Source organism: Stenotrophomonas sp. YJH_SMC_20 (assembly GCF_059367845.1).
Genome location: NZ_JCAFRG010000002.1, coordinates 475,113 through 490,564, shown reverse-complemented (window position 1 = coordinate 490,564; position 15,452 = coordinate 475,113). Strand labels below are relative to the sequence as shown.

The following is a 15,452-nucleotide window of genomic DNA, read 5'->3' as shown; positions in this document are numbered from 1 at the left end:
CCACTACGGTGCGCCGGGCGTTGCCCGGCGTACCGGTAGCTACCCCACCAGATAGCGCAACACACCCGCCGAGACCACGCCGATCAGCACGGTCGGGAGCATCGACAGCCGCGTGGCGGCCAGCAGGGTAATGGCCAGCGCGGCCAGGTCGGCGGGTTTGTCGGCAACGAAGTCCGGGGCGATCACCGAGATCAGCACGCAGCCCGGCGCGGCTTCCATCACCGTCACCGCACGTTTGCTCAGGGTGCGGTTGCGCAACGCCAGGAAGCCGACGATGCGGGTCAGGTAGGTGGCGGCGGCCATCAGCACGATGGTCAGTACCGAGGTCCAGTGGATCAGGCCATTGAAGATCATGCTGCGTCCTCCGCCAGCAGCCAGGCTGCGGCCAGGCCGGCCAGTGCGCCGCTGGCCACGTACCACGCGCCCGGGACCAGCAGATAAGTGGCGGCGGCCACGACCAGGCTGACCAGCCACGGCCGCGCCGCCTTCATGCCCTGCCACATGCCGCGCAGCAGCACCAGGAACACGGCGGGGAAGGCCATGTCGAAACCATAGGCGTGGATGTCGCCCAACAGCGGCCCGATGATCGCGCCGAGTGCGGTGCAGGCCACCCAGACCGTGTACAGGCCTGCCGACACGCCCAGGTAGTAGGCCAGGCTGAAGCCAAGCGCGCGCCGGCGCGCATCGGCCACGCCCATCGCCCAGCTTTCGTCGCACATGAAGAACAGGGCCGGCAGCACGCGTCGGCGCGGCAGGTGCTGGAGCAGCGGGGCCAGGCTGGCGCCCATCAGCAGGTGGCGGCTGTTGACCAGGGCGGTGATGGCCACGATCAGCGCGATGTGCGGTGGCGAGGTCCACAGTTCGACGGCGGCGAACTCCGAGCCACCAGCGAAGTTGAGACCGGTCATCAGCGGTACTTCCAGTGCGCTCAGGCCCTTCTGGGCCGCCTGCGCACCGAGCACCAGGGCAAACGGAATGAAGCCGATCATCACCGGCACGGCGGCGCGCAGGCCGCGCAGGAATTCGGCACGCGGGGCGGTATCGCAGGTGGCGGGCGGGGGGAGGGTGGTACGGGCGTCCATGGAACGGCACAACAAGGTGGGGGTGGCCCATGCTAGCGGTCCAATCACGAAATCGGGTTGCGCTGATGCCACTTGATTCTGGATGATTGATATTTCATGCGGCCAGAAGCGAAACGGGTGAAATTCCATGCAGTACCAGCTCGACAACCTCGATCGGCGCATCCTCGACGCCCTGCAGCGCGACGGTCGCCTGCAGAACCTGGAGCTGGCTCGCCTGGTCGGGCTGTCGCCGTCGGCCTGTCTGCGCCGGGTGCGGTTGCTGGAGGAGGGCGGCTACATCGACCGCTATGTGGCCTTGTTGAACGAGGCCAAGGTGGGCCGTGGCTTCACGGTGTTCGTGCGGGTGTGGCTGCGGGGGCAGGACGAGGACACCACCAATCACTTCATCAACAGCATCAAGTCGTTCCCGGAAGTGCTGGAATGCCATCTGATGGCCGGTGACTGCGATTTCCTGCTGCGGGTGGCGGTGGCGGACCTTGATGCCTACCGGCAGTTCCAGATGCAGCACCTGAACCGGATTGCCGGGGTGCAGAACACCAAGACGGAGATTCCGATGCAGCGGATCAAGCAGACGACCCAGCTGCCGCTTTGAGGGATGAGGTTTGCGGCCGGGTTGCACCCGGCACCCGCGGGTAGTGCCGGCCGCTGGCCGGCAACCTCAACAGCAACAGCAACAGCGGGCCTGCTGAGGGATGGCGGGGTGGGTCCGGTTGCGGGGGACGCTGCAAGTACGTCCATGTAGGCTCGGTCGCCGCTTGCTCGTGTGCGCTGTCCTGCGCACACGGCAAGACGGGGGTTGGGCGTCCTGCCCAACCCGCCCGAGGCATGCCTCGGGCCCATGCGGCTCACGCCCCCGCAACCGGACCCACCCGCCTTCGACAGATTTCCACGATCTGCCGGAACGGCATGAGCTGCTCTTGGTGGGTGTCGACCTTGGTCGACACGTCTGGGTCGGCACGGGGTCGGATCCCGTTGCTGCGCAACGGGCTCTGACCCCAGGCGTGGATGAGGTGGTCTGTTCGATCTATTGATTCCTGATGGGTGACTGGCTTCAGGTCGGCTGTAGGCGGCGGTCATCGCAATGACATGTGACCCCGGTACGGTTTGAGCCCGCTTGCGGGTCGCGCGCGGGCCGGGGTTCCGGTCTTGGCGCGCGTCCACTGCAGCTGCTGTCGCTGCCGAGGGTCATGTGTTCTACGTCAGGGGGCTGAATGGACACCATGCGGTCAGAACTTGGAAGGTGGCCATCGCGGCATGGCTGCTGCTGTCCTTTGCCGCTGCCGGGCAGGACGGCGTTCATGCCTACGACATCCCTGCGCAGCCACTGGAACAGGCGGTCGAGCGCTTCAGCGTCATCAGTGGGTGGTCCGTGATGTACCCGGGCGATCTTGCCGCGGGCCGCAGCAGCCGTGCGCTGCGCGCCAGCCTGCCGCCGCTGCCCGCCCTGCAGGCGCTGCTGCAGGACTCCGGCGTCGAGGCCGAGGTGATCGGCAAACAGCGTGTGGTGCTGCGCCGGAACACGCCCTTGGCTGCCGAACCCGGTGTCGGCGCGGAACTCGCCGATGCGGAACGTCGACGTCGCTATGGTGGGCTGCAGCAGCGGCTGCGAGCGGTGTTCTGTGACGACCCGGAGATCGCTCCCGGGCGCTATGCCGCGACGCTGCGTTTCCGTGTCGACAGCGAGGGCCAGGTGCATGCGCCCGAGCTGCTGTCAGGCAGTGGCAGCGAGCGCCGCGATGCGCGCCTGCTGCAGGCGCTGCAGCACTTGGTGCTGGCGCCCGATGCCGCTGCGCTGCCGCAGCCGGTAACGCTGCAGATCCGACCTTCCGGCACCGACCACGACTGTGGCGGGCGCACGCCCCTTCCATGACTTCAAGGATTCGAACATGAGCAACGGTACGGCTGGGGCAGTTGACCTGATGGACCACCTTCTGGGTGCCTACGATGAACTGAAGCGCCGGCTGGTGCGCAAGCTGGGCTCGGAGGAGCTGGCCGGCGACGCGCTGCAGGACACGTGGATGCGCCTGAGCGCGCGGCGTGACCGCCTGGATGCCGTGCAGAACCCCGCGGCCTACCTGCTGCGCATGGCAATGAATACCGTGATCGACCGCCAACGTGCTGACCACCGCCTGCTGAGCCTGGAGGAGGTGGATACGCTGATGGACATGGCCGACCCTGCACCCGGCCCGGCGCAGGCGGCTGAACTGGACTTCGCGCTGGAAGACATGGTCGGCCTGCTGCAGCGCATGCCCGAGCGCCGTCGCCGCATCCTGCTGGCGATCCGTGTCGACGGCCTGCAGCAGCGCGACGTCGCCGATCACCTCGGTGTGTCGCTGCGGCTGGTGCAGCGTGAGCTGAAGGCCGCCCAGGACTATCTGGCCGAGCGCAGCGGAACGGGGCGCCAGGTGCGGTTCTGAACGGCGGCATCCGTCTACACTTTGACGCCGAGCAGAACCCCGCAGCGTGCGGGTCCGGCATGAGCCCCCATGGATCCTGACGATCGCCCGCAACGCCCGCTGGATGCCGTCGAGCGTCAGGCGCACGCGTGGGTGGTGCGGCTGACCTCGGGCGAGGCGACCGCCGCCGACGGGCGCCGGTTCAGCGCGTGGTGTGAGGCTGACCCGCGCCATCGCGAAGCGTTTGGCCGTGCGCGCCGGCAGTGGGAGCAGGTGCGGCTGGCCGGCGAGCAGCTGCCAGCGGCCGCGCGTCAACCGGTCGCGCCGACGCCGGCCCAGCGCTGGAGCCGACGCGCCTTCCTGGGCGCCGCGATTGCCGCGCCGGCCAGCCTGGTAGTGGTGGCGGCCATCCGCCCGCCGATGGGCCTGTGGCCCTCGGTGACAGCCATGGCAGCCGATTTCCATACCGGCACCGGTGAGCGACTGCAGATCGCGCCCTCGCCGCAACTGAAGATCGAACTGGATACGCAGAGCAGCCTGCGCCGCCGCGCGCACACGCAGGGCGAAGGCTTCGAGCTGGTGCAGGGCCAGGCCGCGATCGAGACCCAGGCCGGTCTGCGCCTCGCGTTGTTCGCGGGCCCGGGCTGCGTGATTGCCGATGAGGGCGCGGTGCGCCTGGACGTACGCAACACCCGGGGCCAGGTGCGGGTGACCTGCCTGCAGGGCAGTGCCCGCATCCAGCATCCGCAGGGCCGGCTGCGGCTGCAGGCGGGCCAGCAGACCCGGTACGACGAGCGCCTCAGTGGTGTGGTGGCCGAGGCCGTGGCGTCGGAAGTGAGTGCCTGGACGGAGGGCATGCTGGTGTTCCGCCGCGCACCGCTGCGTGAGGTGGTGGAGGAGATCAACCGTTACCGCCGCGGCAAGGTACTGCTGGGCGAATCGGCATTGGCGCGCGCCCCGGTCAGCGGCCGCTTCCGCATCGATGATCCGGACGCGGCGCTGGAGCAGCTGCGACGGACGATGTCGCTGGATCTGCGTCGCTTTCCGGGTGGCATCGCCGTCCTTGGATAGATGAAGGCGCTGGCCGTGCGCGCCGCGCCGGGCTGTTGCAAGCAAGGAGAATCCAAGGATGCGCAACGAGACCATCGGTGTGCTCGATCTGCGCCGCAATCTGTCTGCATTGCTGGAAACCACCCAGCGAAGGCCCCTGATGGTGCATCGCTATGGTTCGCCCTGGGTGTGCGTGGTGTCTGACGCGCAGTGGCAGCAGCAGGCGGTGCTGCTGGACTTCAATCCGCAGTCACACCCATTGGCGGTGCTGCTGCGGCTGCAGCAGCAGGAGATGCCTTTGGTCGAATCCGGGGCGCTGCCGCCTGCGGTGCTCGCACGCGCACTGCTGTTGGCGGGCATGCATGGCATCGACGATCTCACGCAGCTGCATGAGCAGGTACTGCATCATCGGCTCTGGCACTGGTTCGTGGCGGGCGCCCATGGGGTGATGGAGGGCTGGCAGCTGCCCGCACTGCGCGTTGCGCTGGCGTCATGGTGCGATGACGTGGACATGACTGATGCACTGGTCGCATTCGCTGCCCGCAGCGACGTGGCGGTACTGGCCCGCCGTTGTGGGGGTGACGCACCGCGGCTGCAGCGCGAAGCCTGCAGGCGGATGACGCTGCGATGACGTTGCCGATGAAGCGCCACCCCGTGCACAGAGTTGCATTCGCGGTGTCGCTTCACCTGCCTTGCTGACGTCTTCTCCAGAGTACGACGCACCACGCGTCGTGGAGCACGGGCGGCGCAGATGGAAGACAGTCGCAGGATCAGCATGCTGGAGCTGGATCGCCACCTGAGCCAGTCGCTGGAGCAGGCACGGCACAGGCCCCTGAACGTACAGCGCTATGGCCGCTCGTGGGTCTGGGTGCTGTCCAGTGACGCCTGGGCGGATGCGGCGCGCTGGGCGGCACTGGACAGCAGTGCGCATCCACTGGCGGCACTTCGAAAGGCCCTCGACCTGCGGCTGTGGCCCTGGCCCGACGCGGCCATGAGCGCGCTGCCGCTTGGCGCAGCCGATGCGCGACTGCTGCAACGTGCGGCCCTGCTGGTGATCGTGCGTGATCTCAACACTGCGCAGCGCGTGTACGACGACCTGCGCTACCACCAGGCCTACCGCATGTTCATCGGCCTCGACCACGGCACCGCGTGGTCGCCGACGCAGTGCGTGCGCCTGCTGCAGGCGTGCGTGCATCCGTTGTTGCGCGAGTGCATCGACCAGACACTGGCCAGCGTGCCGCCGCACCTGCTCGAGGCGGCACGCGTGCCGGCTGCACGTGCGCCCGCACAGGCAACCGCGCAGCGAATCGCAGGCGGATGTTTATCGTACTGACACATGCACCGCTGACCATGGTGCAGCGGTCTCTTCCAGGATGACGAGGGCGGAACAATGGCAAGGCAGGCAGGTGGTTGCAGGGCTCGGCAGCAGGGCTTCAGCCTGATCGAGATCATGGTGGTGGTGGTGATCATTGGCATCCTTGCCGCGCTGATCGTGCCGCGGTTGATGGACCGTCCGGACCAGGCGCGCGTGGTGGCGGCGCGCCAGGACATCGCGGCGCTGATGCAGGCGCTGAAGTTGTTCAAGCTGGACAATGGGCGCTATCCCAGTGCCGAACAGGGCCTGCAGGCGCTGGTGAAGCCGCCGCAGGGCAGCGGTGCGTTGCCGGTGGCGCCGTATCTGGATCGCCTGCCGAATGACCCGTGGGGCCATCCGTACCAGTACCAGGTTCCAGGCACTCATGGCGACATCGATGTGTTCTCGCTGGGTGCGGACAGCCAGCCCGGTGGCGACGCCGGAAACGCGGATATCGGCTCCTGGCAGCTGTGAGGCGTGCTGATGACAGCCCGGACGCATTCGGTCTCGTGCATCCGCCAGCGTGGCGTGGCGGTGATCGTCGCCTTGCTGGTGGTGGCATTGGTGGCCGTGATTGCCACTGCGCTGCTGACCCGGCAGTCGGCGCAGTTGCGTGCGCTGCGCGGCGACCAGTTGCGCGCACAGGTACGCATGGCGGTGGATGCCACGCTGGAGCGTGCGGCGCAGCAGCTGCGTGAGGATGTCAAGGAACAGCTGACCACGGTGCGCAGCGGGCGCTGGGCGCGCCCGTTGGAACTGCAGGCGCCGTTGCCGGTGCAGGTGCAGCTGGTCGATGCGCAGTCGATGTTCAACCTGCGCAACCTGCTGGCACATGGCAGGCCGGACCCCGAGGCGCGGGGCGCGTTCGTCGCGTTGTGTGCCGGGCAGGGGCTGGGCCAGGGCACCTGCGCATCCGCAGTGGACCGCATCCAGGCGCGCCTGCGCGACGGCGATATGCCGGCGCAGGCGCCGCTGCCGCGCGAATCACTGATCGAACAGGCGCTGGCCGGCGCCGACCCGGTGGCGTTGCAGGCGCTGGCGCGGCGCACAGTGGTGTTGCCCGCGCAGACCCTGGTCAACGCCAATACCTGCGACCTGAGCGTCCTGCAGGCAGTGACGCCTGCGGTGGAACCGGCAAGGCTGCAGGCGCTGCTCGCTGAGCGCGACGCCGGCCACTGGCTGCTCAACCGCGGTGACATCGCCAACCGACTCCAACTGAGCAACGAACAGATGGCCGTGCTTCCGCTGGGTATCCATAGCGAGTGGTTCCTGGCCGTCGGCCGGGTGCAGGCCGACGGCAGCGCGGTTGATTTCCGCGCGCTGCTCTGGCGCGAGTACCGCGACGACGGGGTGCGTGTACAACGGGTGTGGACGAGGATCGGCGCATGACCGTGCAGCTTCGGGTGCGCCTGCCGGCGCTGGCGCACCTGCGCGCTGACAGCGCAGTGGACTGGGCGCAGCTGCACAAGGGCGAGGTGCTCGCCCACGGCCGCGACACGCTGGCGGCGCTGGGCCTGCGGCATCCGCGGGCCACGGTGCACGCCTGCCTTGATCCGAACGACCTGATCCTGCTGGAACTGCAGCTGCCGCCGCTGTCCGGGCGCCGCCTGCACGCGGCGTTGCAGGGCGAGGTGGAGGCCATGCTGCTGGATGATCTGCAGGAGGTGGCGCTGGCCCACGGTGCGCAGGCGGCAGACGGTACGGTTCCGGTGGCCTGGCTCGGCCAGCAGGCCATTACGCAGGCGCAGCAGCTGCTGGCCTCGTGCGCGCTGCAGCTGCAGGCGTTGTATCCGACGCCACTGCTGCTGCCTTGGCAGGACCGCCACGCCACGCTGCAGGTCAGCGGCGAGCATCTGCTGGTGCGCAGCGGGCGCGATCGGGGACTTGTCCAATGGTATGGCGGACGTGATGCGTCTGCGGCGATGCAGGCGTTGGCCACCCGCCTGCAACAGGCCGGCGTGCAGGCCGTGCAATGGATCGACAGCGTACCGCCGGCGTGGCCGGGCAGCCTGCCGGCCACCGCCGTCGCGCATGAACTGCAGGCCTGTGGCCCCTTGCCGGGTTGGTCATTGCCGCTGCCCGGCGCAGGCCGTCAGGCGCCGCGACTGGCGATCGGCCTGGCACTGGCGGCGGTGCTGTTGGCCGCACTTGGGCTGCAGTGGCAGGTCTCGCGTTGGCGGATCGAGGGTGAGGCGCTGCAGCAGGACATGGCACGGCAGTTCAGCGCACGCTTCCCGGAGATCACCGATGTGGTGGACCCGGTGTTGCAGGCAAGGCGAGCGCTTGCGGTTCCGCCGCCAGCGCCGCCGTTGCCGGCGCTGCAGCGTCAGGTCGCCAGCACGCTGCACGCGGTTCCGGAGCTGGCGGGGCAGGTGCACAGCCTGCACTACCAACCCGGGCAGGTGTACCTGGAGCTGGACGCTGAGGCTCGGGCATTGGCCGACGATCCACAGCGGCTTGAGCGCTGGCAGCAGGCGGTGCAGGCGCAGGGGCTGCAGCTGGTGCGCGATGCCGGTGGACGCCTGCGGGTGAGCGGAGCGGGACAGTGACGACGCGAACCTTGCGGCTGAGCGAGGGGCTGGCGGGCGTGCAGCAGCGCTGGCAACGCCTGCCACCGCGCGACCGGCTGATGCTGTGGGTAATGGTGGTGGCGCTGCTGGTGGCGGGCCTGTGGTCGTTATGGCTGGAGCCCTTGCTGAAGCAGCGCACGCACTGGCAGGCCGAACTCCCACGGCTGCAGGCGCAGCAGCGCGCACTGGCACCGCTGCTGCACGCCCGTGAGCGCCAGCAGCTGGCGCAGGGCCAGCATCCGACCCTGGCCGGACTGCGTGACCAGATCAAGGCCGCCGGTCTGGCTGGCGGCCTGCATATCGAAGCGCGCGACGGGCGCTGGCACCTGCAGGTACGGGCCGTACCTGCCGATGCGCTATGGAACTGGCTGCTGCCGCTGCTGGCCGACCCTGCCATCGAGCTGCAGCAGCTGCAATTGACACGCACAGGGGATGCGAACATGCCGGCGGCACGGATTTCAGGACACATCGTGATGGTGGCCCCTGCGGGTGCCCATCCATGAGGGCGATGCGCAGCCTTGCCTGCAGTGCCGCATTGGCCCTGATCGTGGGCGTGGCCCACATGCCGGCGCCGGTGGCGGCGCAGGACACAGGCGATGAGCCGGTGCAGCTGAACCTGGTGGATACCGATATCGGTGGCGTACTGCGCATGGCAGCGCGCTTCACCGGGCGCCAGTTCCTGGTCGATCCACGGGTGACCGGCAAGATGACAGTGGTTTCCGATGGCCCGGTCAGCCGTACCCAGGCCTATCAGCTGCTGCTCGGGGCGTTGCGCATGCGCGGCTTTGCGGTGGTCGAGAACGGCGGCGTCAGCCGGGTGGTGCCGCAGGCCGACGCCAAGCTGCTTGGCGGCCGGGTGGGCGCCGGTGGTGCAGGGGGTGAGATCGCCACGCGCACCTTCCCTCTGCGCTACGAGAATGCTGCGGCGCTGGTGGCAGTGCTGCGGCCGATGATCAGTCCGGACAATCCGATCACTGCCAACCCCGGCAACAACACCCTGGTGATCACCGACTATGCCGACAACCTGGAGCGCATCGCACGGGTTATCGCCAGCGTCGATACTCCGGCCGGCATGGACACCGATGTAGTGAAGCTGCAGCAGGGCATCGCTGTGGACGTCGCGGCGATGGTCGCGCCGCTGCTGGATGCGCAGGGCGCCGAGCCCAGCCAGAAGGTGGTGGTGATGGCCGACCCGCGCAGCAACAGTGTGCTGCTGCGTTCCAGCAGCCCCGGCCGCACCCGTCTGGCGCGGCAGCTGGTGGAGAAGCTGGACCGCGCCCAGGACGAGTCCGGCAACCTGCATGTGGTCTACCTGCGCAATGCCCAGGCCAATCAGCTCGCCGGCGTGCTGCGCGGCGTGGTTGCGGGGCAGAGTGATGCGCCGGCAGTGGGCAGCAATGAAGGCATCACGCCACTGCCTGGCGATGCAAGCCGTTCCGCACCGGCGCAGCCGTCGCAACCGCAGCAGGCCAAGACCGGAAGCAATGCGCTGGAATCGCAGCGGCTGGACCCGAGCCGGCGTGACCCGATCGATGCGGGAAGCACCGGCTTCAGCCAGAACGGCATCTCGGTGCAGGCGGACGTGACCACCAACACGCTGCTGATCTCGGCGCCGGAGCCGGTGTACCGCAACCTGCGACGGGTGATCGACCAGCTCGACCAGCGCCGTGCACAGGTGCTGGTCGAGAGCCTGATCGTGGAGGTCAACCAGACCGATGCGGCCGAGCTGGGCGTGCAGTGGATGCTGGGCAATGGACGCACCTTTGGTGGCACCCACTTCGGTGGCGCCACCGGCGGCAGTGGACTCAATACCGGTGCCCGCACCACGCTGGACGTGCTTCCCCGGGATGGCCTGAAGATCGGCGTGATCGACGGCACCATCAACCTTCCAGGTGTCGGCCAGATCCTCAACATGAAAGCGCTGGCCAACGCACTGCAGAGCAAGGGCGGCGCCAACATCCTGTCCACGCCGAACCTGATGACGCTGGACAACGAAGCGGCCAGCATCATGGTCGGCCAGACCGTGCCGTTTGTCAGCGGGCGCTACGTGACCGACGGTGGCGGCGGCAGCAACAACCCGTTCCAGACCATCGTGCGCGAGGACGTGGGCCTGAAGCTGCGCGTGCGCCCGCAGATTTCCGAAGGCGGCACGGTGAAGCTGGACATCTACCAGGAAGTCAGCAGCATCGACGCGCAGAGCGCGAACAGCACGGCCGGCATCATCACCAACAAGCGCGCCCTGGATACCAGCGTGCTGCTGGACGATGGCCAGATCATGGTGCTGGGTGGCCTGCTGGAAGACAGCGTCAGCCATGGCCGTGATGCGGTGCCGGGGCTGGGAAAGATCCCGGTGCTGGGCGCCTTGTTCCGCAGCGACACGCGCAAGCGCGCCAAGACCAACCTGATGGTGTTCCTGCGCCCGCACGTGGTGCGTGACCCGGCCGCCGGCCAGCGCCTGACCCGCGACCGCTACGACTACATGCGCAACGCGCAGGCGGGCGCGCAGCCAGTACAGAGCTGGGCCTTGCCGGCGCTGTCGGCACCGCAGCTGCCACCGCAGGACCTGTCTGTACTCGGCCAGGGCAATGCGCGCGATGGCCGGGGCCAGCCGTTGCAGAACACCAGCCTGGCCGCGTTGTATCCGTCCGGTGACGGCGATGCGCAGCTGGTGCAGTTCGCGCAGGGGCTGGACCCGGCGCGTGCCAGCCAGGGCGTGGCGCAGGTGCGGGCACTGGGCCTGCAGGCCTATGCTGAAGCGACGCCCGGCGAGAGCGGGCAACGCCTGCGCGTGCGATTGCCGCGCGATCCGGCGACGCTGGACCCTGCGCTGCAGCAGCTGCGCGGGCTGGGCTACACGCCGGAACTGGTGATCGGGCCGTGAGCGCTTCCGCGCCGCTGGCGTACGCCTGGGTGCGCAGCCATGGCGTGATGCTGTCCGAAGTTGGCGGCGAGCCCGTGTTGCTGGGCACCGCCGACACCGCAGCGTGGGCCGTGGCCGAGCTGCGCCGGCGGCATGGCCCGCTTCCGTTCCAGATGCTGGATGCGGCAGCCTGGCAGCAGCGCTTGGGCGAGCAGTACCGTGACGGCGGCGATGCCGCTGCCGTGGTGGGGGCCGCCGAGAGTGAAGTCGATCTGGACCGGTTGATGCAGGACATGCCGGAGGTCACCGACCTGCTGGATGCGCAGGACGATGCGCCGGTGATCCGCATGATCAATGCGTTGCTGGCACAGGCTGCACGCGACGGTGCCAGCGATCTGCATATCGAGCCGTTCGAGACCCATTCGGTGGTGCGCTACCGGGTGGACGGCACGCTGCGCGACATGGTGCATCCACGGCGCGCACTGCATGCAGCGCTGGTGTCGCGCATCAAGATCATGGCCCACCTGGACATCGCCGAGAAGCGGTTGCCACAGGATGGGCGCATTGCGATCCGCGTGGGCGGGCGGCCGCTGGACATCCGTGTTTCCACTGTACCGACCGGGCATGGCGAGCGCGCCGTGCTGCGATTGCTGGAAAAGGATGCCGGCCGCCTGCAGCTGCAGCGCCTGGGCATGGCCGATGACACCTTGGCCACATTCACCGGGCTGATCCGGCAGCCGCACGGGATCGTGCTGGTGACCGGGCCGACCGGCAGCGGCAAGACCACGTCGCTGTACGCCGCGCTGGGCCAGCTCGACAGCAGCACCAGCAACATCCTCACCGTGGAAGACCCGGTGGAGTACGACTTCGCCGGCATCGGCCAGATCCAGGTCAATGCGCGCATCGGCATGAGCTTCGGCACCGCGCTGCGCGCGATCCTGCGCCAGGATCCGGACACCATCATGATCGGCGAGATCCGTGACCTGGAGACCGCACAGATCGCGGTGCAGTCGTCGCTGACCGGGCACGGTGTGCTGGCTTCGCTGCACACCAACGATGCGGTCTCGGCGGTGACCCGCCTGGCCGACATGGGTGTGGAGCCCTTTCTGCTGGCTTCGTCGCTGCGCGGCGTACTGGCGCAGCGGCTGGTGCGCCGGCTGTGCACGCAGTGCCGGCGTGCCGAGGTGGATGGCGAAGGCCGAACCGTGTGGCGCGCGGTGGGCTGTGCGGCCTGCGCCAACAGCGGCTATCGGGGTCGTACCGGCATCCACGAACTGTTCGTGGTCGATGACCGCGTGCGCGCATTGATCCATGAAGGGCAGGGCGAGCCCGCGCTGCGCGAGGCCGCGCGGCGCGCCGGCATGCGCACGTTGCGGCAGGACGGCCATCGCTGGGTCGACAGCGGGGTGACCACGCTGGAAGAAATCCTGCGCGTCACCGGCGACGACTGAGACGACGATGGCACTGTTCGATTATCAGGCCGCCAACGCGCAGGGCCGCATCGAGAAAGGCCAGCTGGACGCCGACAGCCCGCGCGGTGCGCGTCAGCTGCTGCGCGGGCGTGGGCTGACGCCTGTGCAGGTCAGTGCGGCGCGCAGTGCCGGCAGTGGCTGGGGTGCTCGCCGGTTGTCAGCCAGTGAGCTGGCCTGGGCCACGCGCCAGCTGGCCAGCCTGCTGGCCGCCAGCCTGCCGTTGGAAGCTGCATTGAGTGCGGTGATCGAGCAGGCCGAGCGCCCGCACGTGGCGCAGGCGCTTACTGCCGTGCGTGCGGATGTACGTGCTGGCCAGCGCCTGACCGTGGCACTCGCCGCGCGGCCTCGCGATTTCCCGCCGATCTATCGGGCCCTGGTGGGGGCGGGTGAAGACTCCGGCGACCTGGCGCGAGTGATGGAGCGCCTGGCCGACTACATCGAAGAGCGCAACGCGCTGCAGGCCAAGGTGCTGACCGCCTTCATCTACCCGGCGGCGATCAGCCTGGTGTCGGTGGCGATCGTGATCTTCCTGCTCAGCTACGTGGTGCCGCAGGTGGTGACCGCGTTCGTGCAGGCGCGGCAGACGCTGCCGATGCTGACCCAGGTGATGCTGGCGGCCAGTGCTTTCGTGCGCAGTTGGGGCGTGTGGGCGGGGCTGGGCATCGCTGCGCTGGTGGTGGCATGGCGACTGGCGCTGCGCCGGCCCGAGCTGCGCCTGCGCTGGGACGCGATGCTGCTGCGGCTGCCGATGGTCGGGCGTTTCGTGCTGGGTGTGAACAGTGCGCGCTTCGCCTCGACACTGGCGATCCTGCTGGATGCCGGCGTGCCGCTGCTGCGCGCGTTGGAAGCTGCCCGGCAGACACTGGGCAATGCGTTGCTGGCGCGTTGTGCCGATGACGTGTCCGCGCGCGTACGCGAAGGCGCTGCGCTGGGTGCTGCGTTGAAGGTACAGAAGGTATATCCGCCGATCCTGGTGCATCTGGTGGCCAGTGGCGAGAAGACCGGTTCGCTGGCGCCGCTGCTGGATCGCGCCGCGCAGACCATCTCACGCGAGATCGAGCGTCGCGCGATGGCGCTGACCGCCCTGCTGGAACCGACCATGATCCTGGTGATGGGCGGCGTGGTGCTGACGATCGTGCTGGCGGTGCTGATGCCGATCATGGAAATGAACCAGCTGGTGCAGTGATGCGCAAAGCGCAACACGGGTAGCGCCGGGCCATGCCCGGCGAGCGCGCAGCACGGCGTGCCTTCGATTCTCCACACAATCCTCCACACCTTTTTTCGATCTTCCACAGGTTTCTTAAGCGGCCTGTCATCGGTGCGGACCAGCATGGACACGTCGCCGCAGAGTGGGCTGGGAGGCCCTCGGCGGCAGCAGGCGTGTAGTGACCGTTCCTCCCTTGGCGTTTCCCTTCGCAGTAAACCCTTCAGGAGAAGATCATGAACAAGTACAAGACCCTGGCCGCGCTGGTTGCTACCGCGCTGCTGGCCACTGCTGGTGCCGCTTCGGCCCAGACCGCCGTCACCGGCGGCGGCGCTTCGCTGCCGGCCGACCTGTACAAGGGCCAGGCCGACAGCATCCTGCCGGCCAACTTCAGCTATGCCGTGACCGGTTCGGGCACCGGCAAGAAGGCCTTCCTGGAAAACAATTCCAGCCTGTTCCAGGCCACCGGCACCGTGCATTTCGCCGGTAGCGACTCGGTGCTGAGCGGCACCGAGCTGAGCACCTACAACAGCACCTACAACGTGTCCGGCGACGCCAACCGCTATGGCGCACTGGTGCAGATCCCGTCGGTCGCCACCTCGGTCACCATTCCGTTCAACAAGGCCGGTTCGGCGGTTGACCTGTCGGTCACCCAGATCTGCGGCATCTTCTCCGGCAAGATCAACAACTGGAGCCAGCTGGCGGGCTTGGGCCGTACCGGCGCCATCCAGGTCGTCTACCGCGGCGAAAGCAGCGGCACCAGCGAACTGCTGACCCGCTTCCTGACCAGCGCCTGCCAGCCGGCTGACGTGTCGGGTACTAACCTGAAGCTGACCAACGGCGTGCCGGCATTCTCGGTGCAGTCGACCTTCGCCAACCTGTTCACCAGCGTGCCGTCGAACTTCATCGCTGCCCCGGCCACCGGTGGCACCGCGCTGTACAACGCCGTCTATGCCGTTGACGGCCGCGTCGGCTATGTCGGTCCGGACGTGATCCCGAGCCTGACCGATGCCACCAAGATCGCCAAGGTCAAGGGCTTCTCGCCGGATGAAGTGAGTGTGCAGGCCACGCTGGAAACCGCTGCGCCGCCGACCGGTGCCGCTGCCGAGAACCCGGCGAACTGGGTGCCGGTGTTCGGCAACCCGAACGCGGGCTATCCGATTGCCGGTTACACCAACTTCGTGTTCGGCCAGTGCTACAAGAATGGCACTGTGGGCGCCAACGTGCGTGCCTTCCTGGCACGTCACTACGGCAGTGTCGTCGATGGCAACGGCGTCGAGAAGGGGCCGAACGACGACGCGATCCGCGCGCACAAGTTCATTCCGCTGACCAAGACCTGGCGTGATGCGGTCCGCACCCGCTTTGCGACCGCCACCAACGCCGGTGCCGTGAACAACCCCAGCACCTGCTCGGGCATCGGCCGTCCGCTGTAACCGCGATTGCTTTGGTCTTTGCAGGAAACGC

At 68.3% G+C, this 15,452-nt stretch carries 16 protein-coding genes; 14 read left to right on the top strand and 2 right to left on the bottom strand.

Translation table 11 applies throughout. From position 1 onward, the window contains the following. Positions 1-39: 39 nt before the first annotated feature. Positions 40-354 carry an AzlD family protein gene (locus AC5P6A_RS05595; protein ID WP_111102601.1) on the bottom strand — a complete coding sequence of 105 codons (315 nt, stop codon included), beginning with the start codon at positions 352-354 and terminating at the stop codon, positions 40-42. Next, entirely contained in the window at positions 351-1,082 is a 732-nt protein-coding gene (locus tag AC5P6A_RS05590; RefSeq protein WP_019659873.1) for an AzlC family ABC transporter permease, read from the bottom strand. Before AC5P6A_RS05590 ends, AC5P6A_RS05595 begins: the two co-directional genes overlap by 4 nt. Before the next feature lie 127 nt (positions 1,083-1,209). Between AC5P6A_RS05590 and AC5P6A_RS05585 the strand changes: the two genes are divergently transcribed. From AC5P6A_RS05585 to AC5P6A_RS05520, 14 genes are all read left to right on the top strand, one after another. Beyond that, positions 1,210-1,674, top strand: coding sequence for an Lrp/AsnC family transcriptional regulator (locus AC5P6A_RS05585; RefSeq protein ID WP_005413654.1), 465 nt, complete (start codon positions 1,210-1,212; stop codon positions 1,672-1,674). A 597-nt stretch (positions 1,675-2,271) separates the two neighbouring features. Next, positions 2,272-2,952 (top strand): STN domain-containing protein, encoded by a 681-nt coding sequence (locus AC5P6A_RS05580; RefSeq protein ID WP_346714889.1) that lies wholly within the window; start codon positions 2,272-2,274, stop codon positions 2,950-2,952. Between the two features lie 16 nt (positions 2,953-2,968). Then, complete coding sequence (locus tag AC5P6A_RS05575; protein ID WP_026347004.1) at positions 2,969-3,499, top strand: RNA polymerase sigma factor; 531 nt, start codon at positions 2,969-2,971, stop codon at positions 3,497-3,499. 69 nt (positions 3,500-3,568) lie between these two features. Next, positions 3,569-4,549, top strand: coding sequence for a FecR family protein (locus AC5P6A_RS05570; protein ID WP_346714888.1), 981 nt, complete (start codon positions 3,569-3,571; stop codon positions 4,547-4,549). 58 nt (positions 4,550-4,607) lie between these two features. After that, entirely contained in the window at positions 4,608-5,159 is a 552-nt protein-coding gene (locus AC5P6A_RS05565) for a hypothetical protein (protein WP_346714887.1), read from the top strand. A 120-nt stretch (positions 5,160-5,279) separates the two neighbouring features. Further along, complete coding sequence (locus tag AC5P6A_RS05560; protein WP_171952997.1) at positions 5,280-5,861, top strand: hypothetical protein; 582 nt, start codon at positions 5,280-5,282, stop codon at positions 5,859-5,861. 57 nt (positions 5,862-5,918) lie between these two features. After that, positions 5,919-6,356, top strand: a complete 438-nt coding sequence (gene gspG, locus AC5P6A_RS05555; RefSeq protein ID WP_171952998.1) for a type II secretion system major pseudopilin GspG — start codon at positions 5,919-5,921, stop codon at positions 6,354-6,356. Between the two features lie 9 nt (positions 6,357-6,365). Next, positions 6,366-7,271 carry a type II secretion system minor pseudopilin GspK gene (gspK, locus tag AC5P6A_RS05550; RefSeq protein ID WP_171952999.1) on the top strand — a complete coding sequence of 302 codons (906 nt, stop codon included), beginning with the start codon at positions 6,366-6,368 and terminating at the stop codon, positions 7,269-7,271. After that, positions 7,268-8,431, top strand: coding sequence for a type II secretion system protein GspL (gene gspL / locus AC5P6A_RS05545; protein ID WP_171953000.1), 1,164 nt, complete (start codon positions 7,268-7,270; stop codon positions 8,429-8,431). The genes gspK and gspL overlap by 4 nt, the downstream gene beginning before the upstream one ends. Next, positions 8,428-8,955: a type II secretion system protein M gene (locus AC5P6A_RS05540; RefSeq protein ID WP_171953001.1), complete on the top strand. Its 528-nt coding sequence runs from the start codon at positions 8,428-8,430 to the stop codon at positions 8,953-8,955. The genes gspL and AC5P6A_RS05540 overlap by 4 nt, the downstream gene beginning before the upstream one ends. Next, positions 8,952-11,333, top strand: coding sequence for a type II secretion system secretin GspD (gene gspD, locus AC5P6A_RS05535; RefSeq protein ID WP_155029661.1), 2,382 nt, complete (start codon positions 8,952-8,954; stop codon positions 11,331-11,333). Before AC5P6A_RS05540 ends, gspD begins: the two co-directional genes overlap by 4 nt. Beyond that, positions 11,330-12,763, top strand: a complete 1,434-nt coding sequence (gene gspE / locus AC5P6A_RS05530; RefSeq protein WP_134729052.1) for a type II secretion system ATPase GspE — start codon at positions 11,330-11,332, stop codon at positions 12,761-12,763. Before gspD ends, gspE begins: the two co-directional genes overlap by 4 nt. A 7-nt stretch (positions 12,764-12,770) precedes the next feature. Next, positions 12,771-13,970, top strand: coding sequence for a type II secretion system inner membrane protein GspF (gene gspF / locus AC5P6A_RS05525; protein WP_134735426.1), 1,200 nt, complete (start codon positions 12,771-12,773; stop codon positions 13,968-13,970). 254 nt (positions 13,971-14,224) lie between these two features. Then, positions 14,225-15,421 (top strand): substrate-binding domain-containing protein, encoded by a 1,197-nt coding sequence (locus AC5P6A_RS05520; protein ID WP_155029658.1) that lies wholly within the window; start codon positions 14,225-14,227, stop codon positions 15,419-15,421. The last annotated feature ends 31 nt before the right edge of the window (positions 15,422-15,452 follow it).

Excerpts from the sequence above, each read along its gene's own strand:
- gspL (WP_171953000.1), top strand. The coding sequence starts at position 7,268 with ATGACCGTGCAGCTTCGGGTGCGCCTGCCGGCGCTGGCGCACCTGCGC.
- gspF (WP_134735426.1), top strand. The coding sequence starts at position 12,771 with ATGGCACTGTTCGATTATCAGGCCGCCAACGCGCAGGGCCGCATCGAG.
- gspK (WP_171952999.1), top strand. The coding sequence starts at position 6,366 with ATGACAGCCCGGACGCATTCGGTCTCGTGCATCCGCCAGCGTGGCGTG.
- gspD (WP_155029661.1), top strand. The coding sequence starts at position 8,952 with ATGAGGGCGATGCGCAGCCTTGCCTGCAGTGCCGCATTGGCCCTGATC.
- AC5P6A_RS05570 (WP_346714888.1), top strand. The coding sequence starts at position 3,569 with ATGGATCCTGACGATCGCCCGCAACGCCCGCTGGATGCCGTCGAGCGT.
- AC5P6A_RS05565 (WP_346714887.1), top strand. The coding sequence starts at position 4,608 with ATGCGCAACGAGACCATCGGTGTGCTCGATCTGCGCCGCAATCTGTCT.
- gspG (WP_171952998.1), top strand. The coding sequence starts at position 5,919 with ATGGCAAGGCAGGCAGGTGGTTGCAGGGCTCGGCAGCAGGGCTTCAGC.
- AC5P6A_RS05520 (WP_155029658.1), top strand. The coding sequence starts at position 14,225 with ATGAACAAGTACAAGACCCTGGCCGCGCTGGTTGCTACCGCGCTGCTG.
- AC5P6A_RS05595 (WP_111102601.1), bottom strand. The coding sequence starts at position 354 with ATGATCTTCAATGGCCTGATCCACTGGACCTCGGTACTGACCATCGTG.
- AC5P6A_RS05590 (WP_019659873.1), bottom strand. The coding sequence starts at position 1,082 with ATGGACGCCCGTACCACCCTCCCCCCGCCCGCCACCTGCGATACCGCC.
- AC5P6A_RS05585 (WP_005413654.1), top strand. The coding sequence starts at position 1,210 with ATGCAGTACCAGCTCGACAACCTCGATCGGCGCATCCTCGACGCCCTG.
- AC5P6A_RS05560 (WP_171952997.1), top strand. The coding sequence starts at position 5,280 with ATGGAAGACAGTCGCAGGATCAGCATGCTGGAGCTGGATCGCCACCTG.
- AC5P6A_RS05575 (WP_026347004.1), top strand. The coding sequence starts at position 2,969 with ATGAGCAACGGTACGGCTGGGGCAGTTGACCTGATGGACCACCTTCTG.